The organism is Guptibacillus hwajinpoensis, assembly GCF_001039475.1.
Lineage (GTDB): Bacteria > Bacillota > Bacilli > Bacillales > Guptibacillaceae > Guptibacillus > Guptibacillus hwajinpoensis.
This window is the reverse complement of sequence record NZ_LELK01000004.1, coordinates 394,319-414,184: the sequence shown is the minus strand read 5'-3', so window position 1 is coordinate 414,184 and position 19,866 is coordinate 394,319. Positions and strand designations below refer to the sequence as shown.

18 protein-coding genes are annotated in these 19,866 nt (G+C 34.6%); 1 reads left to right on the top strand and 17 read right to left on the bottom strand.

The annotated features are described in order from the left end of the window. Positions 1-319 precede the first annotated feature (319 nt). The 15 genes from AB986_RS12475 to AB986_RS12405 all read right to left on the bottom strand — a co-directional run bounded on the left by AB986_RS12475 (position 320) and on the right by AB986_RS12405 (position 16,985). Positions 320-1,399 (bottom strand): acyltransferase family protein, encoded by a 1,080-nt coding sequence (locus tag AB986_RS12475; protein ID WP_048311464.1) that lies wholly within the window; start codon positions 1,397-1,399, stop codon positions 320-322. 486 nt (positions 1,400-1,885) lie between these two features. Then, positions 1,886-3,136 carry an O-antigen ligase family protein gene (locus tag AB986_RS12470; RefSeq protein ID WP_048311463.1) on the bottom strand — a complete coding sequence of 417 codons (1,251 nt, stop codon included), beginning with the start codon at positions 3,134-3,136 and terminating at the stop codon, positions 1,886-1,888. A gap of 85 nt (positions 3,137-3,221) precedes the next feature. Next, complete coding sequence (locus AB986_RS12465; protein ID WP_048311462.1) at positions 3,222-4,418, bottom strand: glycosyltransferase family 4 protein; 1,197 nt, start codon at positions 4,416-4,418, stop codon at positions 3,222-3,224. A gap of 47 nt (positions 4,419-4,465) precedes the next feature. Next, the gene (locus AB986_RS12460) at positions 4,466-5,626 is read right to left on the bottom strand and encodes a hypothetical protein (protein ID WP_048311461.1); all 1,161 of its coding nucleotides are present in this window, start codon (positions 5,624-5,626) and stop codon (positions 4,466-4,468) included. A gap of 231 nt (positions 5,627-5,857) precedes the next feature. Continuing rightward, positions 5,858-7,279 (bottom strand): lipopolysaccharide biosynthesis protein, encoded by a 1,422-nt coding sequence (locus tag AB986_RS12455; RefSeq protein WP_048311460.1) that lies wholly within the window; start codon positions 7,277-7,279, stop codon positions 5,858-5,860. Then, positions 7,245-8,240, bottom strand: a complete 996-nt coding sequence (locus AB986_RS12450) for a glycosyltransferase family 2 protein (RefSeq protein WP_152670988.1) — start codon at positions 8,238-8,240, stop codon at positions 7,245-7,247. The genes AB986_RS12455 and AB986_RS12450 overlap by 35 nt, the downstream gene beginning before the upstream one ends. 7 nt (positions 8,241-8,247) lie before the next feature. Next, complete coding sequence (locus tag AB986_RS12445; RefSeq protein WP_048311458.1) at positions 8,248-9,567, bottom strand: nucleotide sugar dehydrogenase; 1,320 nt, start codon at positions 9,565-9,567, stop codon at positions 8,248-8,250. Between the two features lie 29 nt (positions 9,568-9,596). Further along, positions 9,597-10,736, bottom strand: coding sequence for a glycosyltransferase family 4 protein (locus AB986_RS12440; RefSeq protein ID WP_048311457.1), 1,140 nt, complete (start codon positions 10,734-10,736; stop codon positions 9,597-9,599). Between the two features lie 7 nt (positions 10,737-10,743). Next, positions 10,744-11,631, bottom strand: a complete 888-nt coding sequence (locus AB986_RS12435; RefSeq protein ID WP_048311456.1) for an NAD-dependent epimerase/dehydratase family protein — start codon at positions 11,629-11,631, stop codon at positions 10,744-10,746. Continuing rightward, entirely contained in the window at positions 11,628-12,257 is a 630-nt protein-coding gene (locus tag AB986_RS12430) for a sugar transferase (RefSeq protein ID WP_048311455.1), read from the bottom strand. The genes AB986_RS12435 and AB986_RS12430 overlap by 4 nt, the downstream gene beginning before the upstream one ends. Positions 12,258-12,466: 209 nt before the next feature. Beyond that, positions 12,467-14,290, bottom strand: coding sequence for a polysaccharide biosynthesis protein (locus tag AB986_RS12425; protein ID WP_048311454.1), 1,824 nt, complete (start codon positions 14,288-14,290; stop codon positions 12,467-12,469). Continuing rightward, positions 14,291-14,503: a hypothetical protein gene (locus AB986_RS22585; RefSeq protein ID WP_048311453.1), complete on the bottom strand. Its 213-nt coding sequence runs from the start codon at positions 14,501-14,503 to the stop codon at positions 14,291-14,293. A gap of 45 nt (positions 14,504-14,548) precedes the next feature. Beyond that, positions 14,549-15,250, bottom strand: a complete 702-nt coding sequence (locus AB986_RS12415; protein ID WP_048311452.1) for a CpsD/CapB family tyrosine-protein kinase — start codon at positions 15,248-15,250, stop codon at positions 14,549-14,551. After that, positions 15,240-15,977, bottom strand: coding sequence for a YveK family protein (locus AB986_RS12410; protein WP_048311451.1), 738 nt, complete (start codon positions 15,975-15,977; stop codon positions 15,240-15,242). The genes AB986_RS12415 and AB986_RS12410 overlap by 11 nt, the downstream gene beginning before the upstream one ends. Before the next feature lie 243 nt (positions 15,978-16,220). Beyond that, positions 16,221-16,985 (bottom strand): tyrosine-protein phosphatase, encoded by a 765-nt coding sequence (locus AB986_RS12405; protein ID WP_048311450.1) that lies wholly within the window; start codon positions 16,983-16,985, stop codon positions 16,221-16,223. 222 nt (positions 16,986-17,207) lie between these two features. Here AB986_RS12405 and AB986_RS12400 point away from each other — a divergent pair, with 222 nt between their 5' ends. After that, positions 17,208-18,113 (top strand): LCP family glycopolymer transferase, encoded by a 906-nt coding sequence (locus tag AB986_RS12400; RefSeq protein ID WP_048311449.1) that lies wholly within the window; start codon positions 17,208-17,210, stop codon positions 18,111-18,113. 41 nt (positions 18,114-18,154) lie between these two features. On the opposite strand, the gene AB986_RS22395 is transcribed toward AB986_RS12400, so the two are convergent. Together AB986_RS22395 and gmd are read right to left on the bottom strand one after the other, a co-directional pair. Further along, complete coding sequence (locus tag AB986_RS22395; protein WP_161797370.1) at positions 18,155-18,322, bottom strand: hypothetical protein; 168 nt, start codon at positions 18,320-18,322, stop codon at positions 18,155-18,157. 517 nt (positions 18,323-18,839) lie between these two features. Beyond that, a complete protein-coding gene (gene gmd / locus AB986_RS12395; RefSeq protein ID WP_048311448.1) occupies positions 18,840-19,865 on the bottom strand; it encodes a GDP-mannose 4,6-dehydratase in 1,026 nt (341 codons plus the stop codon). Position 19,866 lies beyond the last annotated feature (1 nt).

Sequence of the window (19,866 nt, the reverse complement as noted above, 5' to 3'; positions counted from 1 at the left end):
TAAACCAAGTGATCTAATAAGTAGATTAGATCACTTGGTTTTTATCTGAGGTTGAAGAGATTTAATTAAATGTGGGAATGAATCACAAGAACTGTCCCCATGATTCTGGATTCTGGGGTATTTATATTTAGTAATTACCTTTTATGATATCTATTTCTTTATTTACATTATTTACTTTGTCATACAATGTTAATTCATTTGAATTTGTTCCAACCCAACAGAAGCGCGCGAACCCTCCCCGGGCTTCGTACTCAACCCATTTCTAGATAAAAATCCTTATTAGAATTGATTAGGACTTTTAAAAAAAACTATTTGCTAACTAAGAAACATTTAGGTTCTTGACTCCCCGATTATTCCTAATACTTTTTTCCTTTACAAGACTTTTAAGTTTCGAGCCAAACTTATCCTCTATTAATTTAAAGGAAATATACGATCCTATTATTGCAAAAACCAAACCCATTAATCCAAATAATGTAATTCTCACATACTCATTAACTATAATCATCTTAAGTTGTTCAGTACTGAAAATTATTTTTAAAGGAAATAAGACCAAAGGATGAATTAAATAAAGGCTGTAACTAATTGTACCTAAGAATTGAAATACACTGTGTCTCAATATTTTTGATAATAGCCCTTCTTCATTAACCACAATCCAAAATAATATTAAGCTTAAAGCTAAAATCAAAATAATATTATATTGGTTGTAAATATAAAATATTACTGGTAACATAACTATACCATTTAAAGTAAAGTATTTTTTATATGAATACTTACTTTTGATAATATCCTCTGCATAAAATATAATTACACCAAGCACAAAAAACATGGCTGTATTATGGAAGTAAATTATTACACATGACAGTAATATCAACAATGAAAAGGATACAACTTTTAATAGTCTATTTTCCAGCCTCAATATTACTAAGAAAAATAGTGCCGAAACAATATAAAATGTAAATTCATAACTTAAAGACCACGCATTTTTTTGTGCGATTGGTAGATTAAATATTCCAGGTAAAAAGAACAGATTAGATAAAAACCCAGCAACATATCCTTTGAAATCTACCTCTCCAAGCCATTCGTAGTTTATCACTGGTCCAACCAAAAATATAATTAAGTGTAAAATTAAAAACACTGGATAAATCCTAATAATCCTATTAATGATGAAACTTTTAACATTACCATGTCTTGCTAAACTTCCAATAATTAAGTAACCACTTATTATGAAAAATAGATTGACTCCCATTGCTCCAAAATTATGAAATATAATAAAAAAACCTTCTACGTCTCTTTTCTCAAAGAACCCTCCCAGATATGCCATACCGTAAATATGATAGAAAACAACTAATAAAGATGCCATCCCTCTTAATCCATGTATGGTATAATTCTGTTCACCCATGATTTTTTCTCCCTCTAATTAATACTTATAATAGTATATCATAACTAATTGTATTCAAGTAGTTACTTTAAGGACATTGGAATCTTATTAGACTTTCATAAAAAAGTTGTTATTTCACAATAACAATATCCTCCTGTTTCTAATGTTAACCTTAGATGACTATATCCTTCACTATTACTAAAACTGTTTCACCAATTTCACTATTGATGAATCTGATAATCGATGCTCTCCTTATTCTAATTATCTAACTTTAGCTGCTCGTGTAAACCATGTCTTTTAAAGAAGTGGTTTGCAATGTAACCCCCCCATCTTCTCCCCCGCCCTTTTTAGTTAGAATGTAACTTTGTCCTCGTAACCCCTATTTAATAGCTTCTAACGAGATTTCCTTTAGCTCTACTAAATTACTAACTTCCTTCTGAAGCCATTCACTAATGAGACCTTTTATTCCTTTTTGAAATAAGTCATCTTAATTCGTGAAAATCAGTTTTATCTTTTTTTATTCACCAGATCATTATTCTTTGATAAAACGGAAAAATCTAAATAAGCTAAACTCATTAAATAAAAGAAGCTTACTTGTAAAACGTCTAAGATTTGTACAGTAAATGCTGAAGTTATTACTACTATTTGGACTCCTAGAATAAAATAAATTAGTTTGTCTGATAAGAATTTTTTTGAAAATATCATTCTTAAGTTTAGAGTGATATTTCTTAGGAAAAAGATACAAATAAATACGAAGCCAACGAGACCGTAGTAGTAGGAATACTGGACAAAGGTATTATCAAAAACCAAATCATTACTTTTCTGTATCCCCACTCCAAACAAAGGATTAGCAAGAAATTGTTCATAGTACTTCTCCCATATTTCTAACCTTCCTCCAAAGGTGCGCCATTCATTTATGTTGTACTGTAATCTCACGGAAAAAAAGAATTCTTGAAAGTGAAAGCTTACATAATAGAATATAAATGCAATAAAACCGAATAAAAGAATTGAAGAATTTTTTTGTTTTTTCATTCTCACTGATTGAATAATAATGACTGTTACTAAAGAAATAAGACATGCTACCAAAGAAGTCCTCGACCCAGTAAAATATAGGAAAAACCCACTTAAACTTATTAATACTATTTTATATACAAGTCTCATTTTTACTATGTAAAAGAACAAGAGCATAAACGATAACCAAATACCATAATAATTTGGATTTCTAAGTGTTCCCACTATGCGGTTATAATATTGATATATATTTCCTGATTTATCCATATCATATAGACTTCTTAATAGTTCTTTTAAAGGTAGATTAAATAGCTCTATTATTGAAACAATAAAAACTGTTACAGCGATCTTAATTATATTTTTCTTAAGTAGCTCCTCTATCGACATCCCTGCGTTCTTTATCAATATAAAAATATTACTGAAATACATATAGATAATAATATATTCTACTGATCTAATAGCTTCTGCTATAACACGAATACTAGAGATATTTCCACTGATTAAAGAATTTGTCATACCAATTATATTTAACAAAAGGAACCCGCAAAAGAATAGAAACGTTTTAGTCTTTGGAATGTTAAATTTTTTTAATAAAATCATAAATAGTAAGTACCCCATTAGCAAAAGATCACTAATCCATAGTGCCATTGAGTACCCTATAATTTTAGAAGGGAATGGGAATAAAATTAATAAAAATAATGGAATGAAAATTAATATCGTACTATTGAAACCATTATTATTTTTCATGGTAAAACTACCCTTTCAATGTTTCACTATGCTCATCTAAGTGAAACTTTTTCTAATAGAAATTAGATCATTCTAAATGTTTATTCTACATGTCAGTTGTAACTATATTTTCAATGACATTAAAGTGCTTACTCCATGTATAATTTTCCATTACATAATCACGTCTGTATTTTTGATTCTCATTACCTTGTTCTAAGCAATTACTAATTGCCTCAATTATTTCTTTTTTTTGATCATAATTGACTAAATAGCCTATTTTATCATTAATTATTATTTCATCACTAGCCGTAATTGTAACTGGGGGATTAGATCTGGCAGCAATGCAGGGTAAACCGCAAGATAATGCTTCAAGATATACATGTCCAAACCCTTCGTATTTTGAAAGAAGTATAAAAGTATCAGCCATTTTATAAAAATCTTCAACGTTCTGCCTTGCTCCCCAGAGTTTAACTCTTTGTTCTAATTTATACTTAGAAATTAGTCGTTCTAGATTGCCTCTAGAGTGTCCCTCACCAACAATTGCCAGTTTTATATTAGCATCTTTCATATCATTTATTGTATGAAATAAGATTTCTAAATTTTTTTCAGTAGATAACCTACTAACGCAAACAATTATTTTATCCTCAATTGAGTATCCTAAAGAAGACCTTATCGAATTCTTCTCATGGGAACTAGGAAGATTGAAACGGGACATATCCACACCAGGAGGTATAACTGAAATAGACTTTTGATCCTTTATATTATAATAATCTGCTACTTCTTTTTGTTTCGAATTACTTAAAACCGCAATAAATGGAGAAAGCTTAATGGCCATTTTATCCAGAAAAGCTAACTGTGGTAGTGTGAAATATAAATATATTTTTTTGAATTTTTTTGTTTCTTTAGCTTCAATATATTGAAGCTTACTAGCAATCAAAGGACTGATAAAAATATGCTTTTTAATTTTTTTTGCTAATGCAACTGCCAATGCAAATGTATAAAACCTAGATATTACTATATCGTTTTCCTTTATATCTATGTTTTTTATGTGTTTATAAGTAAGATAAAAGTAAACTAGAGGAGCAAACGGTTTAAGGAATATAGGTACACTTGAATAGTCTATCCTAGAAACTTCTACACCTTCTATCTCCTCTATTCTCTTTAAATTCTTGTCTTTTAGGTTGGAAGTAATAATACCCACATCTTTACCCTCTTTAATTAGTTGCAGGGCTAAATTTCTCGTATAAGTTACCAAACCACCTTTTTCGGGTAGATAGGCATTTGTAACCAGCCATACCTTCAAAATATTCACACCTTTCCACTTTAAGCTTCTCCTTTAATATATACGTCTTACTTCTTAAGAAGCTTTTTTACAACAATTACTGTTTTATTAAAAAATACTTTTCTTTTAGTTAACACGTGGTTTTCATAGCCTTGATATTCGCATTTATTTAAATTCTTTAAACCTGTATTTATCATCTCTTTGATATTTACATCACCGTTAATCAATATATACTCACTAAAGGCATGTAATAACCATGCATCTGACCTTGGGTAATAGCAATCTTCTACAATTTCACCTGTTCTCTTTATTACAGGATAAAAATAAGACCTTTTATTCCACATTTTTTCATACATAAAGTTTTTAATATCGTTCGTTAACTTTTGATTATTCCAATAGAGTGAACAAGCTAGTAAAGCACAATATCCCCAAGTATGAATATCACTGGAAGCCTTATCTTTTACTTCAATATAAGGTACAGCAAGTGACTTGTTAAGTTTGTCCTTTAGATAATTGGATACACATTCAATAATCTCTTTGTTATCCTCATTGTCATAAAACTGATCAATGCATTGATGGAAGAACAATTGTTGGGCAATATGATAATTATCTACCTTTATATAGAAAGGGTCGCCCATTAGCTTTTTATCAAAGTAATTCCAATGTCCACTTTGGCCTTCTTTGATTAACTCATCGTTCATGAACAGAAGCATACCATCACACATTTCTTTTACACTTTCATCCTTAAAGACATACATATAGTAAGCTAATGTTGCAACTGTAAATGTAATTGCATTTGTTATATGAACTTCCTTATATGAACAAGGGGCATAAGGAATAACCCAGTAATTATTTCCAATCTTATATGAGTAGTTTTTAACCCAGTTTATCCCCTTCAATATTGCCTGTTTCACAGAATCATCTTGATATACACTGTAATATTTGATAAGTGCATATATAGACAATATTTCAGGTGCTGTAGATTCTTTTTGATGTTGTTTATTCATGTTTTTTCCAAAAGAAAAATTATATCCAATATCAAATCCGCCATCTTCAAGCTGCGTTTTAATAATTAGCTTTGCAATCTCCTGTGATTGTATTTTATATGTTTCATCCCCATATTTTAAATCCATATTTATTGTAGTAAATAATGCTTCATATAAAGTTTGAGAACTTAGAATATTAGCAACGGGCTTATTTACAAATTTCAGTATATTATCTTTAATCATAGTTCCTCCTCATAAACATTTGAGATGACTTTATTAATTCCTACTTTACTATTGTTTAATATATATATATATTTCTTTTGGTAAAAAAATTAAGGACGCTCAGTAACACTATTTAATGTAATTTTATAACAAACAAAAGAAAGCTCCCTTTGCAATCTAGTAACTCATAACAAAATAAGATAATCTTTTATCTAACCTGATACTCAAAAATAAGTGCATATGATATTAACCCTACCTAATAATTAATTCTTTGATACTTGCTCTATTAAAGTAAATGTACGTAACTAGAAATAGTATTGTTATTAAAATTTCATAGAACACTGAGAAATCTAGTAAATTACTAAATAAAATTAGGAATATTGCCATGATTGAATAGAAGAAGTAATTTCCAGGTAATTCAATATTGTATTTTTCCTTTTTAAGGTAGAAAAGACACATTGTAATAATTAAAACATTTGTAAGACCCTTTGCAATTACTAGTCCTTCTACACCTAGCAAAGACATTAAAGGGAACATCACTGCAAGCTGAACAATAACCGATATAGTACTTATTACAAAATATTGTTTAGATCTTCCTAATGCAAAAAGACAATTATTTAATACCATTCCGGGAACTCCGATTATGATAATACCCATGAATATTTTTAAAACATTCGAGAATTCAAGATAGTCTTTTCCAAATAGTAATTGGATAATGAGTCCAGCATTTAGGATTACAACAAATATAATCGGTACTACTACTAGTAAATTTCTATTTAACAAGCTTCGACAAAGCTCATTTGCATTTTCTTTTCGAAGTTCTCTACAGAAATAAAGGTAGAACGTGGAATTGTAAATATTAGGAAGTAATTTAACCATAGTAGATACTTTAAACATTAAATAATATCCACCTAACACAGCAACACCTAGTGAATTTAGGATGAGAATCTGGTCAATCCTGTCAAAAAGAAAGGCAACTATTGTAGAGGCATGTAGGAAAATAGTATATTTAAAGAATTTGTATTCCGAGCTCTTTATTCCTTTAATATTTGGCAAACTAAAATTCAACTGAAAAATAGTAACCGGAATAATGAGAATATAACTAATTATCATTCCATAGTAGAATACATTTTGCATATTTTCCATAGGATTAACAAAGATAAAAATGGTTGCAAATAACATTACAAAATGAAAAAGCTTAACTCCTATTGAGTAGTTTAAAAATTGTTCTTGCTCTTTTTGGAAAGAAAGCAATATATTATGAAGTACTATTAGTACTCCAACAACGTACATTAAAAACGATGTATTAGAATTTGAGCCTATTATTAATTTTATAATATCTATATTCAGTAATCTTAAAACACCAGCAAATACTAGAAAATAACCTATGCAAATGCCGATATAGTATAATATAAAGCTTTTTTTTGAGTTATTCCCTTTAAAATCTGAGAGTAATTTTACAATCGCAGTTTCCCCGCCAAAAAGAAAAAACGTTACAATGGCATTATAAAATAGTTCTACCACACCTAGAGTTCCTGCTGCTTCAGGAGAGACTCTACTAATTAACATAGAAGTTAAGAGCTGTATTGGAATAGCAGACAATGAGATTAATAAAATTATCTTTGCACCTTTACTATATTTAACTTCTTTTGATTGATTTTGAATGGTACTCACCTCTAATTCCAAATGCTAAAAATAATGGCATGTCTAGACCTAACTTAATTATTTTATATAAGAACTGATATCTTTTTTCGTAATAGGATAGATTTACTTCCCTCATTTGATTCTTTATCTTATTTTTAATTGTTTTTCTGTAAAGTTTATAACCGGGTATAATTTTATATTGCTCCGCTAGTAGTTTTATAATCTGAATATACGATGCAAAACTATAGTTACTAACTCCTATTGGGTATTTGTCACCATATTTTTCTCTCAATGAGGTTATAACTTTCTCTCTAATTTCATATAATTCCAAGCCCTCGTGCCCTGTTGATAGAGAATTGACTGTTTTCACATACTTATAGACCATTAAATCTGTAAAGAGAATTTTGTTCGCTTTCTCGATACAAGAAATAGTAAAAATTAATTCTTCAGAATCAACAATAGTTTCATCAAATTTTATATCATAATCCTGTAATATACCTCTTTTAATCAACTTGAATTGGCCCCATGGCAAATTCCAAGATAAAGTATTCGTGATGATATCTTTTTTGTCCAGTCCATTAAATTTATCTAATAGAAATCTTCTTAGTGAATTTCCATCTTGATCAACCTGTTCAAAATTGTAATAAATAATATCGGCATTCAAATTTAAGCTCGTATCAATTAATTTTTCCAACTCAGATGATTTAAGATAATCATCTGAGTCCAAAAACATTATGTACTTGCCTTGAGCATGACTAATTCCATTATTCCTTGCAGCACCCGGACCGCTATTTTCTTGGTAGAAATATTTAAATTTAGAATTTCCACTTGTGAATTTTGTGCAAATTTCACAAGTGGAATCACTAGAACCATCGTCAATTAAAATGACCTCTATAGGCTTATTAATACATATGGAATCCAGGCATTTAGCGATTGTATTATTAGCATTATACATGGGGATAATAATTGATAAATCAAAAGTACTATTCATTCCTTTTTTATAACCTCCAATAACTATATCCACTTTCTTCTGGTTGTTTTTTATCAAACATCCCTTTTACATCAACTAATATTTTATTTTCGTTATTCTCCAAAGCATACATACCTTCTATTTCGCTCCACTTCAACTCTTTAAACTCCTGATGTGTTACAGCAAAAACTAGACAGTCTGCATCTTTAATATCAGTCATATCTCTTAATTCAACACCATACTCATGTTGCGCATGTTCTTTACTAGCCCATGGATCAACAATAATAGGTTCGATACCATATTCTCTTAATCTAGTAATAATATCTTCTACTTTGGAATTTCTTATATCAGGACAATTTTCCTTAAAGGTTAATCCAAAAATAACTACTTTTGCTTGCTTAACGAGTTTATTTGCTAAGACAAGTTTCTTTATGATAGAGTCCGCCACAAACGCACCCATTCCATCGTTCACTTTTCTTCCTGATAAAATGATTTGACTATGGTATCCTAGATTTTCTGCTTGGTAAACAAAATAGTATGGATCTACACCAATACAATGCCCTCCTACTAGTCCAGGTCTAAAGTTCAAAGCATTCCATTTAGTATTCATTGCCTCGACCACTTCGTTTGTATCAATTCCCATACGATCAAATACCATTGCAATCTCATTCATGAACGCAATATTAATGTCACGTTGGCTATTTTCTATTACTTTCGCCGCTTCTGCAACTTTGATTGTTGGTGCTCTGTGAACACCCGCTTCAATAACAATCTCATATACACTAGCAATTTCTTTTAGAGAATCTTCATCCATACCTGATACAATTTTAATAATATCCTCTAGTGTATGAACTTTATCTCCCGGGTTTATTCTCTCAGGTGAATAACCAACTTTAAAATCATCTCCGCATTTTAAACCTGATACTTCTTCAAGTATTGGAATACAAATATCTTCTGTTACTCCAGGGTAGACTGTAGATTCATAAACTACTATTGAACCTTTCGTAAGGTTACGCCCGATAATTTCACTAGCACCAATAACCGGGGACAAGTCGGGCGTTTTATCTAGGTTAATAGGAGTTGGGACTGCAACTATATGAAATTTTGCTTCCTTTATTTTTTGTTCATCTAATGTAAATTCAACTTTAGTATTTCTAATTACATCATTACCAACTTCATTCGTTGGATCAATCCCCTGATTTAGCAAGTTTATCTTTTCTTCGCTTATATCAAATCCAATTACGTTTACTTTCCTGGCAAAGGAAATTGCAATGGGCATCCCTACATACCCCATACCAATAACAGCTATCTTCTCTTCTTTATTTAATAACTTTTCAAATAGCATCATCGTTTTACACCATCCAATTTACATTTTTTCTATATTCTTGAATAGATAGTTTTCATTATTTTTTGAACATTAACTAATTCGAATTTTTTGATATATTCCACATTTCTATTTTTAAATTGTTCTTTCAAAGAATAGTCAGACATAACTTTCTCTATGGCAATTACGTATCCATGAACGTCTGAATGAGATACTAAAAATCCACCTTCCCCATTACTTATTAAGTCCGTATTCCCTCTTATCTTCGAAGCAACTACTGGTAGCCCTGTTGAGATTGCCTCCATTAGCGCTACTGGCAGCCCTTCTTGCAAAGAAGGGAAAACAAATAAATCTGCAGCTTTATATATGTCCGAAACATCCGTACGATATCCAAGGAAGAAAACTTGATCTTCTACTTGATTATCTTTTGCCAACTTTATTAATTCAGCTTCTAGTTGGCCTCTTCCACAGATATAATACTTTACATTCGGGTTGGCTAACTTAGCTAAAGCCTTAATCACGACACTGTGATTTTTTCTTTCAATAAGCTCTCCTACTGAAAGTAGTACCGTATCTGTACTAGCAACACCCATTTCAGTTCTTTTAGACTCTCTATCAATTGAACTGCCACCAAATTTTTTAGTATCAATACCAATACCAGGTATATAGGTAATATCCTTTGCTTTAAACTTTTTATTAGCAATATCGTGGTCTTCTTTATTAATGGTAATTAATATATCTGTGTATTTAGAAAGATAGTGTTCAATCGGATAATACAACAACCAATTTATAAGCGGAGCACTTTTAAAGAAATGAAAGCCATGAGCAGTATATATTACTTTAGTTCTTGTACTTCGAGATACTAGTCTTCCGATTACACCACCGATAGGCGAATGACAGTGTATAAAATTATATTTTTTTTCCTGAAGTAGCTTTTTAAGTTGTTTATACGCAGTGACATTTAATCTTACTTTGGTAATATTCCTTGCAAAATCTATTTGGAAATAATCAATATTTAGTTGTCTTAATTCTTCTTTAAAATCATTCACTCTTTGCTCCGAGCTAGTATTTCCTTCTTTCATGTTACAAGCTACATCTACTTTATAACCCATTTCTTGAAGAAGTTTTATATTAGGCATATTAAATTGATCTAACATTGAGGATACAGAAGCTAACATTAATACTCTTCTCATAATTAAACTATCCTTCCGTTTGTTTCACAGACTCTTCCAATGAACTTATTCTATAATTACCCTTTTCATAAAAACTTAGAGATTTATCATATACTAAATTTCCAAATGCCTTATTTACTAATTCACTAGGTTTACCTGGAATATAACCGATAAGTCTAACAAAAACATTTAATAGGCTCGTTATCCAAATCTTCTTTCCGTGGCACATTGCAATTAATTTTACTAATTCTGATGTTTTTACATATTCTTTATTTTGAGGAAAAAACGTCCCATTTTCTTTATTGTCTATAATTAAACGAATAAATTCACATAGGTTATTAATAAATAACATTGATCTCTCATTTTTCACATCCGGAAAAACAGGTAATTTTTTAGCTAACTTTGCAAGTAACGGATAATTACCTTTGCTATTTTTACCATAAATCATTGGCGGTCGAATAATTGCGACCTTAAAGTTTTCCGAAGTTAATAGTGCTAATCCCTTTTCCGCTTGCAACTTACTATCACCATAAAAGTTTGTTGGTTTAGGAACTGTATCTTTTGTAATAATTTTAGCTTCTTTAATAGAACTACTAATATCATATACAATAATTGAACTCATAAATAGTAATTGTCCAACTCCATCTTCCTTTGCCTTCTTTGCAACCTCTAGAGTTAAGTCAGTGTTTACTTTGTAATACTGTCGTTTTCTTTCTTCCGAAACATTCCCAACATCTGCATGTGCTATCCCAGCCACATGCAGAATCACATCGTACTCAGAGAAACTTTTTTCCCTCCACCTACTATCTCTCAAGCTGATAGTGCTGATGTTATAAAGACCTGGGAACTGCTCCATCCATTCTTTAAAACCAGAACCTACATAACTATTTACACCTGTTATTAGTATTTTTTTCATTTCGAAACGTTCTCCCTTGATATCTCAGAGTGCTTTTTAGCTCCAGTACCACCTTCCAAAACCCCATCGCGCTTTAATACACTCAAAATGGTTCCATAGAAGCACTTAACATCCAGCAAGAAACTAATTCTCTCAACATACTCCCCATCCAACTTGGCCTTAACCTCAATAGCCAACTCATCTCTCCCATTAATCTGCGCCCACCCAGTCAAACCAGGAGGCACATCATTAGCTCCATACTTATCACGCTCTTTAATAAGGTCATACTGATTCCAAAGGGCGGGGCGAGGACCTATCACCGACATCTGACCAGTCAATATATTAAAGATCTGCGGAAGTTCATCTAAACTAGTCTTCCTCATAAACTTCCCTACCTTAGTTATATACTGTTCCGGATTCTCTAGTAAGTGAGTAGGAGTGTCCTTTGGCGTATCAACCCTCATCGTGCGGAACTTTAATATACTGAAATGCTTTTTATGAATACCTACACGTTTCTGTTTAAAGAGAACTGGACCTTTTGATTCTGCCTTAATTGCAATAATTAAAACGATAAATACGGGTGATAATATCACAATACCTATTGAAGAAAGAACAATATCCATTACTTTTTTAACTTTCATATACATATGTAACTCTCCTTCTAAGTCAGTTAGTTGGGTAATTGCTAGTTCTAAGATAGTTTTTCTATCAATCTAGCAACTAACCAAGTACCCCACTATTTTGTCTATCTTTAAATTACACTTAACTTCTTATTGTTAAAGGTGTTAAGTGCACGTAAATCTGAGTGTACTTAACACCTATATATAATAACTAGTTGAAAATTAGTAAGAGTAGTTTATTTCGCATATAACATTTCCTTTTCAGAATTGACCCTATTATGCGCAATATCCAAAGCCCTTTCTCTAACACCCAGCTTATCCATATACTCAAACCGCTTAACAAAATCCATCACAACGCTCAAATCCGCATTAATCGACTTCCCAACATAAATCTTAGGATAAATCTGCTCATCATGAACCTCATCTTTCCCAAGAAGCTCCTCATACAACTTCTCTCCAGGTCTCACACCCGCAAACTTAATCCCAATCTCATCAACTGAGAAACCGGAAAGCTTGATGAGATTCTCCGCTAGATCAACAATCTTAACCGGCTCACCCATATCAAGTACAAAGATCTCTCCGCCTCGTGCCATAGCACCAGCCTGAATCACTAGTCTTGATGCTTCTGGGATCGTCATAAAGTAACGAACCATATCCGGATGCGTAACCGTCACCGGTCCACCTGTTTGAATCTGCTTCTTAAATAGTGGAATCACACTCCCACGACTACCAAGTACATTACCGAATCGAACAGCAACAAAGCGTGTGGCACTAATGTTATCCATCTGCTGCACGATCATTTCCGCAAGACGCTTCGTCGCACCCATGACGCTTGTTGGATTAACGGCTTTATCAGTAGAGACCATTACGAAGGTATCAACATCCGCATCACTTGCTGCTTCGGCCACATTTTTTGTACCGATAACGTTGTTTTTCACCGATTCATGCGGGTTTGCTTCCATTAAAGGAACGTGTTTATGTGCTGCTGCGTGATACACAACATTTGGACGATGAAGCTTCATCACTTCACCAAGACGTTCTCGATCTTGAACATCCGCTATGACTGGAATGAAGGTAATGGCGTCACCGTACGTATTTTTTAATTCCATTTCAATTGTATAGATACTATTTTCTCCATGACCGAGTAAAACAATTTGATCAGGGTTGAATTTTGAAACCTGGCGACAGATCTCAGAACCGATTGATCCACCGGCACCTGTGACAAGTACCGTTTTTCCTGTTAACGTTTCTGCGATGTTTTCCGTATCCAATTTAATTGGCTCTCGACCAAGTAAATCTTCAACTTTCACATCACGGAAGCTGTTAATCGAGACTTTACCAGTCATTAAATCTTCAATCATTGGAATGATTTGCGTCTTCGCAGCTGTTTTAGAACATTCTTCATAGATGCGCTTCATTTCAATTTTAGATAGAGAAGGTATTGCGATAACAATCGTATCAATTTCCAGTTGTCTTACTTGGTCTTCAATGTCTTCCGTTGATCCTAGGACAGGAACTCCCATGATTTCTAAGTTCTGCTTGCGGATATCATCATCAATAAAACCAATTGGATTAAGGTCAGAATCAACACTTTGTCGCAGCTGTCGAACAATCATCATTCCTGCTGATCCTGCTCCGATCACAAGTACTCGTTTCTTCTTATTCCTTGTATTCATATATGTATCCCTGAACATTCTCCATGCAAAGCGAGAACCACCAATCAACAACATGTGAAGCATCCACGTAATAGATAATGCGCGGAAGTAGATGTCCTGAAGCAAGATAAACTGAGCTAATGCTGCAAGAATGACTGAGAAAGTGACTACTTTAAATATAACGACAAGTTCTCCGATACTCGCATACTGCCAGGCTCGTTTGTACAGATTGTAATAATAAGAAAAGAAATGATGACCGAGTAGTAGAACAATTGAGCTAGCAACAATCGGCTTGGATGTTAGAAAGTCATTGTAATTGAGAAGGAATGTACTGATAAAGATGGCAAATGCAACGATGATGGAATCTATCACTATCAGATAAGATAACCGTTTTCCATAGGTCATTTACTTGCACCCCACTTCTGATTTTGCCATTCTTTCTTCAATAGACTTATTTACTAACCCCTGTATTTCAAGTAACTTCTGTTCAGGTGCATCTTGCTTAATGTATCGAATGGCTTTTCGAATCGACTTTGGCAATTGATCCGTCCCCTTCATTTCACCACTCCCCTTTTTGATAAACGCTTTTGGTGACTTAAGACACGCGCCTTTAGTCACGCTAATCTCCCAAAAAAATACTTCTATCAAGAAGTATTTTGCTATCTACTTTTGCGCGTAGTAGTAGTAATAGCTGCCGTCTTTCATTTTCTTACGGTTTAGCACAACTCCAAGCAATTTCCCTTTAGCTGACTCTAATCGTTCTTTTGCTTTAATCGCTGCTTCTCTCTCCGTCGTTCCACTACTAATAACAAGAACCGTTCCCTGCACTTTATTAGCAATAATTTGCGAATCTGCCACCGCAAGTACGGGAGGACAGTCGAAGAGTATAACGTCATAGTGCGAAAGTGCCTCTTCGATTAACGTATCCATCGCTTTTGAACCAAGAAGTTCAGATGGATTTGGTGGTACTGGACCACTTGTTAGGACTTCTAAATTTGGTACTTCAGTTTCGAGCGTCACTTCTGTTAGCTCGGCTTGACGAGTAAGAACATTTGTTAACCCTCTCGTATTCATCACGCGAAATGTATAGTGTACTGTCGGTTTGCGAAGATCCGTATCAGCAATTAGAACGCGCTTCCCCTGTTGTGCTAGCACAACGCCAAGGTTTGCGATCGTGGTCGATTTCCCTTCCATTGGTCCTGAAGAAGTAACCATGATCGTGCGGATTTCTTCTTCAACCGCTGCGAATTGAATGTTCGTTCGGATCGTTCTGTATTGCTCAGCAATTGGTGACTTCGGATTTTGATGCGTTAGTAGACTTCTTTCTTTGCTAACGCTAATCGCGCCTCTCTCTTTACGACTCAACTGCTTCACCCCTTACTGACTTTTTAGACTTCTTAGAAATGCCTGCTTCTTTATCTTCAATAACGGCAATCGTACCGAGTACTGGAAGACCAAGAATCTTCTCAATATCTTCTTCATCTTTAATCGTGTTATCAAGGTATTCTAGTAAGAATGCTAGTCCAACGCCAACCATTAAACCAACAACTAAAGCAATCGCCATATTGAGAACTGGATTTGGATTAACTGGAGCTGGCGTTCCTTCGAATCCTGCTTTTGATAGGATGCTTACGTTGTCGACGTTCATAATGCTCGTAATCTCTTTTTCAAATACGGTTGCTGTTGTATTTGCAATCTTCACGGCAAGTGTTGGGTCAGGATCTGTAACAGAGATCAGGACCACCTGCGAGTTTTGTGCATTGCTAACAGAAATTTTATTATTAAGTGCACTAGTCGTCATATCTAGTGATAAACTGTCTTTTACTTCATCAAGAATCGTAGGACTTTTAATAATAACGCTGTATGTATTAATAAGTGCTACATCTCTATTTACTTGGTTTACATCTATAGTGCTTTCTTTATCTGCTTTTTGATTTACAAGAATTTGGGTTTGAGTTTCATAGATTGGGGTAAGAAAGAAATAAGAGACAACTCCGCTTGTTGCTGTAGCGAGTAGGGTAATAAGTAGAATAAGAGCAAGTCGTTTTTTAAGTACTTCGAATATTTCCTTTAAACTGATTGTTTCTTCCATAAGGTGCCTCCAACGCAATCGTAATTTATTTTGATACAGAAAGAATTACAGGTTTTACTATAACACAGAAAATCAGTAAAAATTAGGGTTTTTTTTAGCTTAAAACCAATATTGCGTCAATTAGTAAGATAGGTACATAGAAGGGTGTCGAACGCTGTCGAAGAAAACGCTGTCTTTACAAAAACAACACGAAATTTCTTTATAAAAAAATCCGCTCATTTCGTTTGAGCGGATTTTCTTGTCCTAAAAGAGACCGAGTACTTTCTTCTTTTTAATTCGTTCTGGCATGTCTTTGTCGATCATTCTTCCTTTAATCAATTCCTCAGGATTCTCCTGCAACATATACCGCATTGTCGTTCCAAGCTCTTGCTCCACTGTTTCATAAGCGTGTCTTAACTCGAATGGTCGAGTTGTTGTATTATGCGAGTCGGATGCGATGAAATGGGCAAGGTTGTGAGATAACAGATCTAATGAAAACTTCTTAATTTTCTTCCCCATACTCCCTGTGACACTAGACGCTGTTACCTGACTGAGCGCGCCTTCCTTAATGAGTTGGTATAGTTTCGATGGGTTCTCCATGATTTCCCGGTTCCGCTCAGGGTGAACAATGATCGGCACAATACCTTTTAGTTGAAGATCAAATAACAGCTTGTTCGCATAGCGTGGAAGGTGGCTTGATGGAAACTCTACTAATAGGTAGACGCCCGAATTATTAACCGTTAATAGATCAATATCAAGATCGTCTATCATTTCGCCATACAATCTAATCTCCTGACCAGGGAGAATTTCAAGGTTAATTCCTTCTCGCTGAAGATCACTGTTTAATTCAGACACTTTCTTCAAAACATCGTGCAAAGCGTTATCAAAGCTCCCGTTTTTATGATGGGGGGTTGCGACAACTTGGGTGATTCCCTGAGACACCGCTTGTCTTGCCATCTCAACACTTTCACTTGTATCCTTAGCCCCGTCATCGATTCCGGGTAGAATATGACAATGGATATCTATCATTCTCCCATTCTCCTTTCGTATTAACTGTTAACAGTTTAGTAAGACCGATTGTTCTTTTTGAAGAACATGCATTTACTATATCCTACCATATCATTCAACCATTTGCACATAGAGAAATGAGATGACTGGTAGGTATTTACTTTACAAAATAGTTCGACTTATAATGGAATTTAGACTATCGCAGCGTCAAGACTACTACTCTATGGAAAGCTGGAATGTAAAATGAAGAAGTTCCTTATTATTACTGGTGTTATTGCGGGCGTCCTTCTCTTAGCTGGTGGTGGATATGCCTATTACTTATACTCTACGGTGAAGAACACAGCGAGCGATATGCATGAACCGATTAGCCGTGAAACATCTACACTACGTTCGGAGAAAATTAACACCGAAAAGAAAGACCCTATCTCGATTCTATTAATGGGAGTGGACGAGCGTGAGGATGATCAGGGTCGTTCCGACACGATGATTATGATTACGGTCAATCCAAACGAAGATTCCATGATCATGTTCAACCTCCCTCGCGATACGCGTACAGAAATCATTGGCCGTGGAACCGTTGAGAAAATGAATCATGCGTATGCGTATGGGGGCGTCGAAATGGCGATGGATACCGTTGAGAATTTCCTTGATGTCCCGATTGATTATTATTTTAAGGTTAACATGGAAGCTTTTCAGGATGTGGTCTCTGCCTTAAATGGCGTAACCGTGGATAACCCATTCGCGTTTGATTATAACGGATACTCCTTCCCTGCAGGTGAAGTGAAGTTAAATGCAGACGAAGCCCTTGCGTTTTCACGTATGCGCTACGAAGATCCAAAAGGTGATATGGGTCGTAACGATCGCCAGCGTGAAATTATTAAAGCCATTATCGACGAAGGCGCAAGCGTCGGAAGTATCAATAAGATTGATGAACTGCTTGCAGCTGTTGGAACAAATGTGAAAACAAACATGACATTTGAAGAAATGAACAACATCTTCAAGAATTACAAAGGCGCTCGTAAAGACATGGAAACCTTTGAAGTTCAGGGGAGTGGTGAGATGATTGATAACCTCTGGTATTACATTGTCCCTGATCAAGAGAGACAATCGATTACACAGAAGTTGAAGAATCATCTAGAGATTAGTTAATGTAAGAAGGCCGCTCACTGGGAGCGGCCTTCTTTGTAGATTCAGTCTGTTTTCAAGTTCGATGTCATGCCCATGTTCTTTGATAGAATGCTTCGAATCTGTTCAATGTATGGTTTTGCTTCGCCCGCCTGCTTCTGTTCTTTTTCGACCTGCTGCACAAATTCCTGCAGCTCCCCCCACATGGGGTTCTGTTTCTCTTGCCCTTTCATTCCGAATCCTCACTCCGTTTTCTAGTAAACTATTTTGAGAGTATACCACTATCTTCAAGTAATTCCCATTAAAATTTTGTAAATAATCTGTAAAATATTTTTGTCACAATTATTTCGATACCGTTTCGTTATCCTATCAAAGCGTTTACTCCGGAATAATCATACCCTTATCCGGGTATACTTAATCATAGCCTCATAGATTCAAAATTAACCAAAACAAGCCTATTTCTTTTTCATAGACCGACAGATTATGATAACGCTTTCATATAAAATAAAAAGAAAGTCACCCTGCTTTAACCGGATGAATTTCTTAAAAGGGGTTGAGATCATGCATTACCAAGAAGAAGGCAACTTCGCCAAAGGAATGGTATGGGGCGTCTCATTAAGTATTCCTCTCTGGATCGCAATTTTTGGGTGGGCTAAGGTTGTCATTAAACTAGTAAGTTAACATCCTTTACAATAGAACAAACGAGTAGCGCCAATGTGGCGCTACTCGTTTTTATTTAGGATTTATTAGTTAGAGTGGCACTGGCTTCGTCAACTGCTTCTCTGTATGGCCATGATAAATATTATTATAAGCAATCTCAGCTTGCACTCTTCTTAAATCTTCTTCTACCATCATCTTCACTAATTGTTCGAAGCTTACTTCTGTTTCCCATCCGAGTTGCTGTTTGGCTTTCGTGCAATCACCAAGTAGCAGATCCACTTCCGCCGGGCGAACAAATTTAGGATCTAAGACTACGTAGTCTTGATAGTCGAGATCAACCTGTGAAAAGGCAATGTCCACTAGCTCCCTTACTGTATGCATCTCTCCTGTAGAAATGACATAATCATCAGGAGTATCCTGCTGTAGCATGAGCCACATCGCTTTCACGTAATCCCCCGCGAATCCCCAGTCTCGCTTCGCATCAAGGTTCCCCATACGAAGTTCAGATTGAAGTCCAAGCTTGATTCTCGCCACAGCGTCCGTTACTTTTCTTGTCACAAATTCATGTCCGCGTCGTGGTGATTCATGGTTGAAGAGGATTCCTGAGCAGGCATACATATTGAAGCTTTCACGATAGTTCACTGTGATCCAGTGTCCGTACACTTTTGATACACCGTATGGACTTCTAGGGTAAAATGGTGTTGTTTCTCGTTGCGGTGTTTCAAGTACCTTACCGAACATCTCGCTGCTTGAAGCTTGATAGAATCTGGCATTTGGTTTCACAATACGAACGGCTTCAAGGATATTATTAACGCCAAGCGCTGTCACTTGCGTTGTTAAAGAAGGTTGGGGCCATGATGCCGCAACATACGATTGAGCGGCAAGGTTATAGACTTCATCTGGATCAGCTTCACGTACCGCTTCAATCATAGAAGGAAGATCCGTTAGATCACCAGAAATCCACTGGATTTGATCCTTGATAAGCTCGACGTTTTGAAAGTTAGGTGTACTCGTACGACGTCGCATGCCATAGACTTCATATCCTTTACTAAGAAGAAACTCCGCTAGGTATGATCCATCCTGTCCTGTAATTCCAGTAATGAGCGCTTTTTTCATG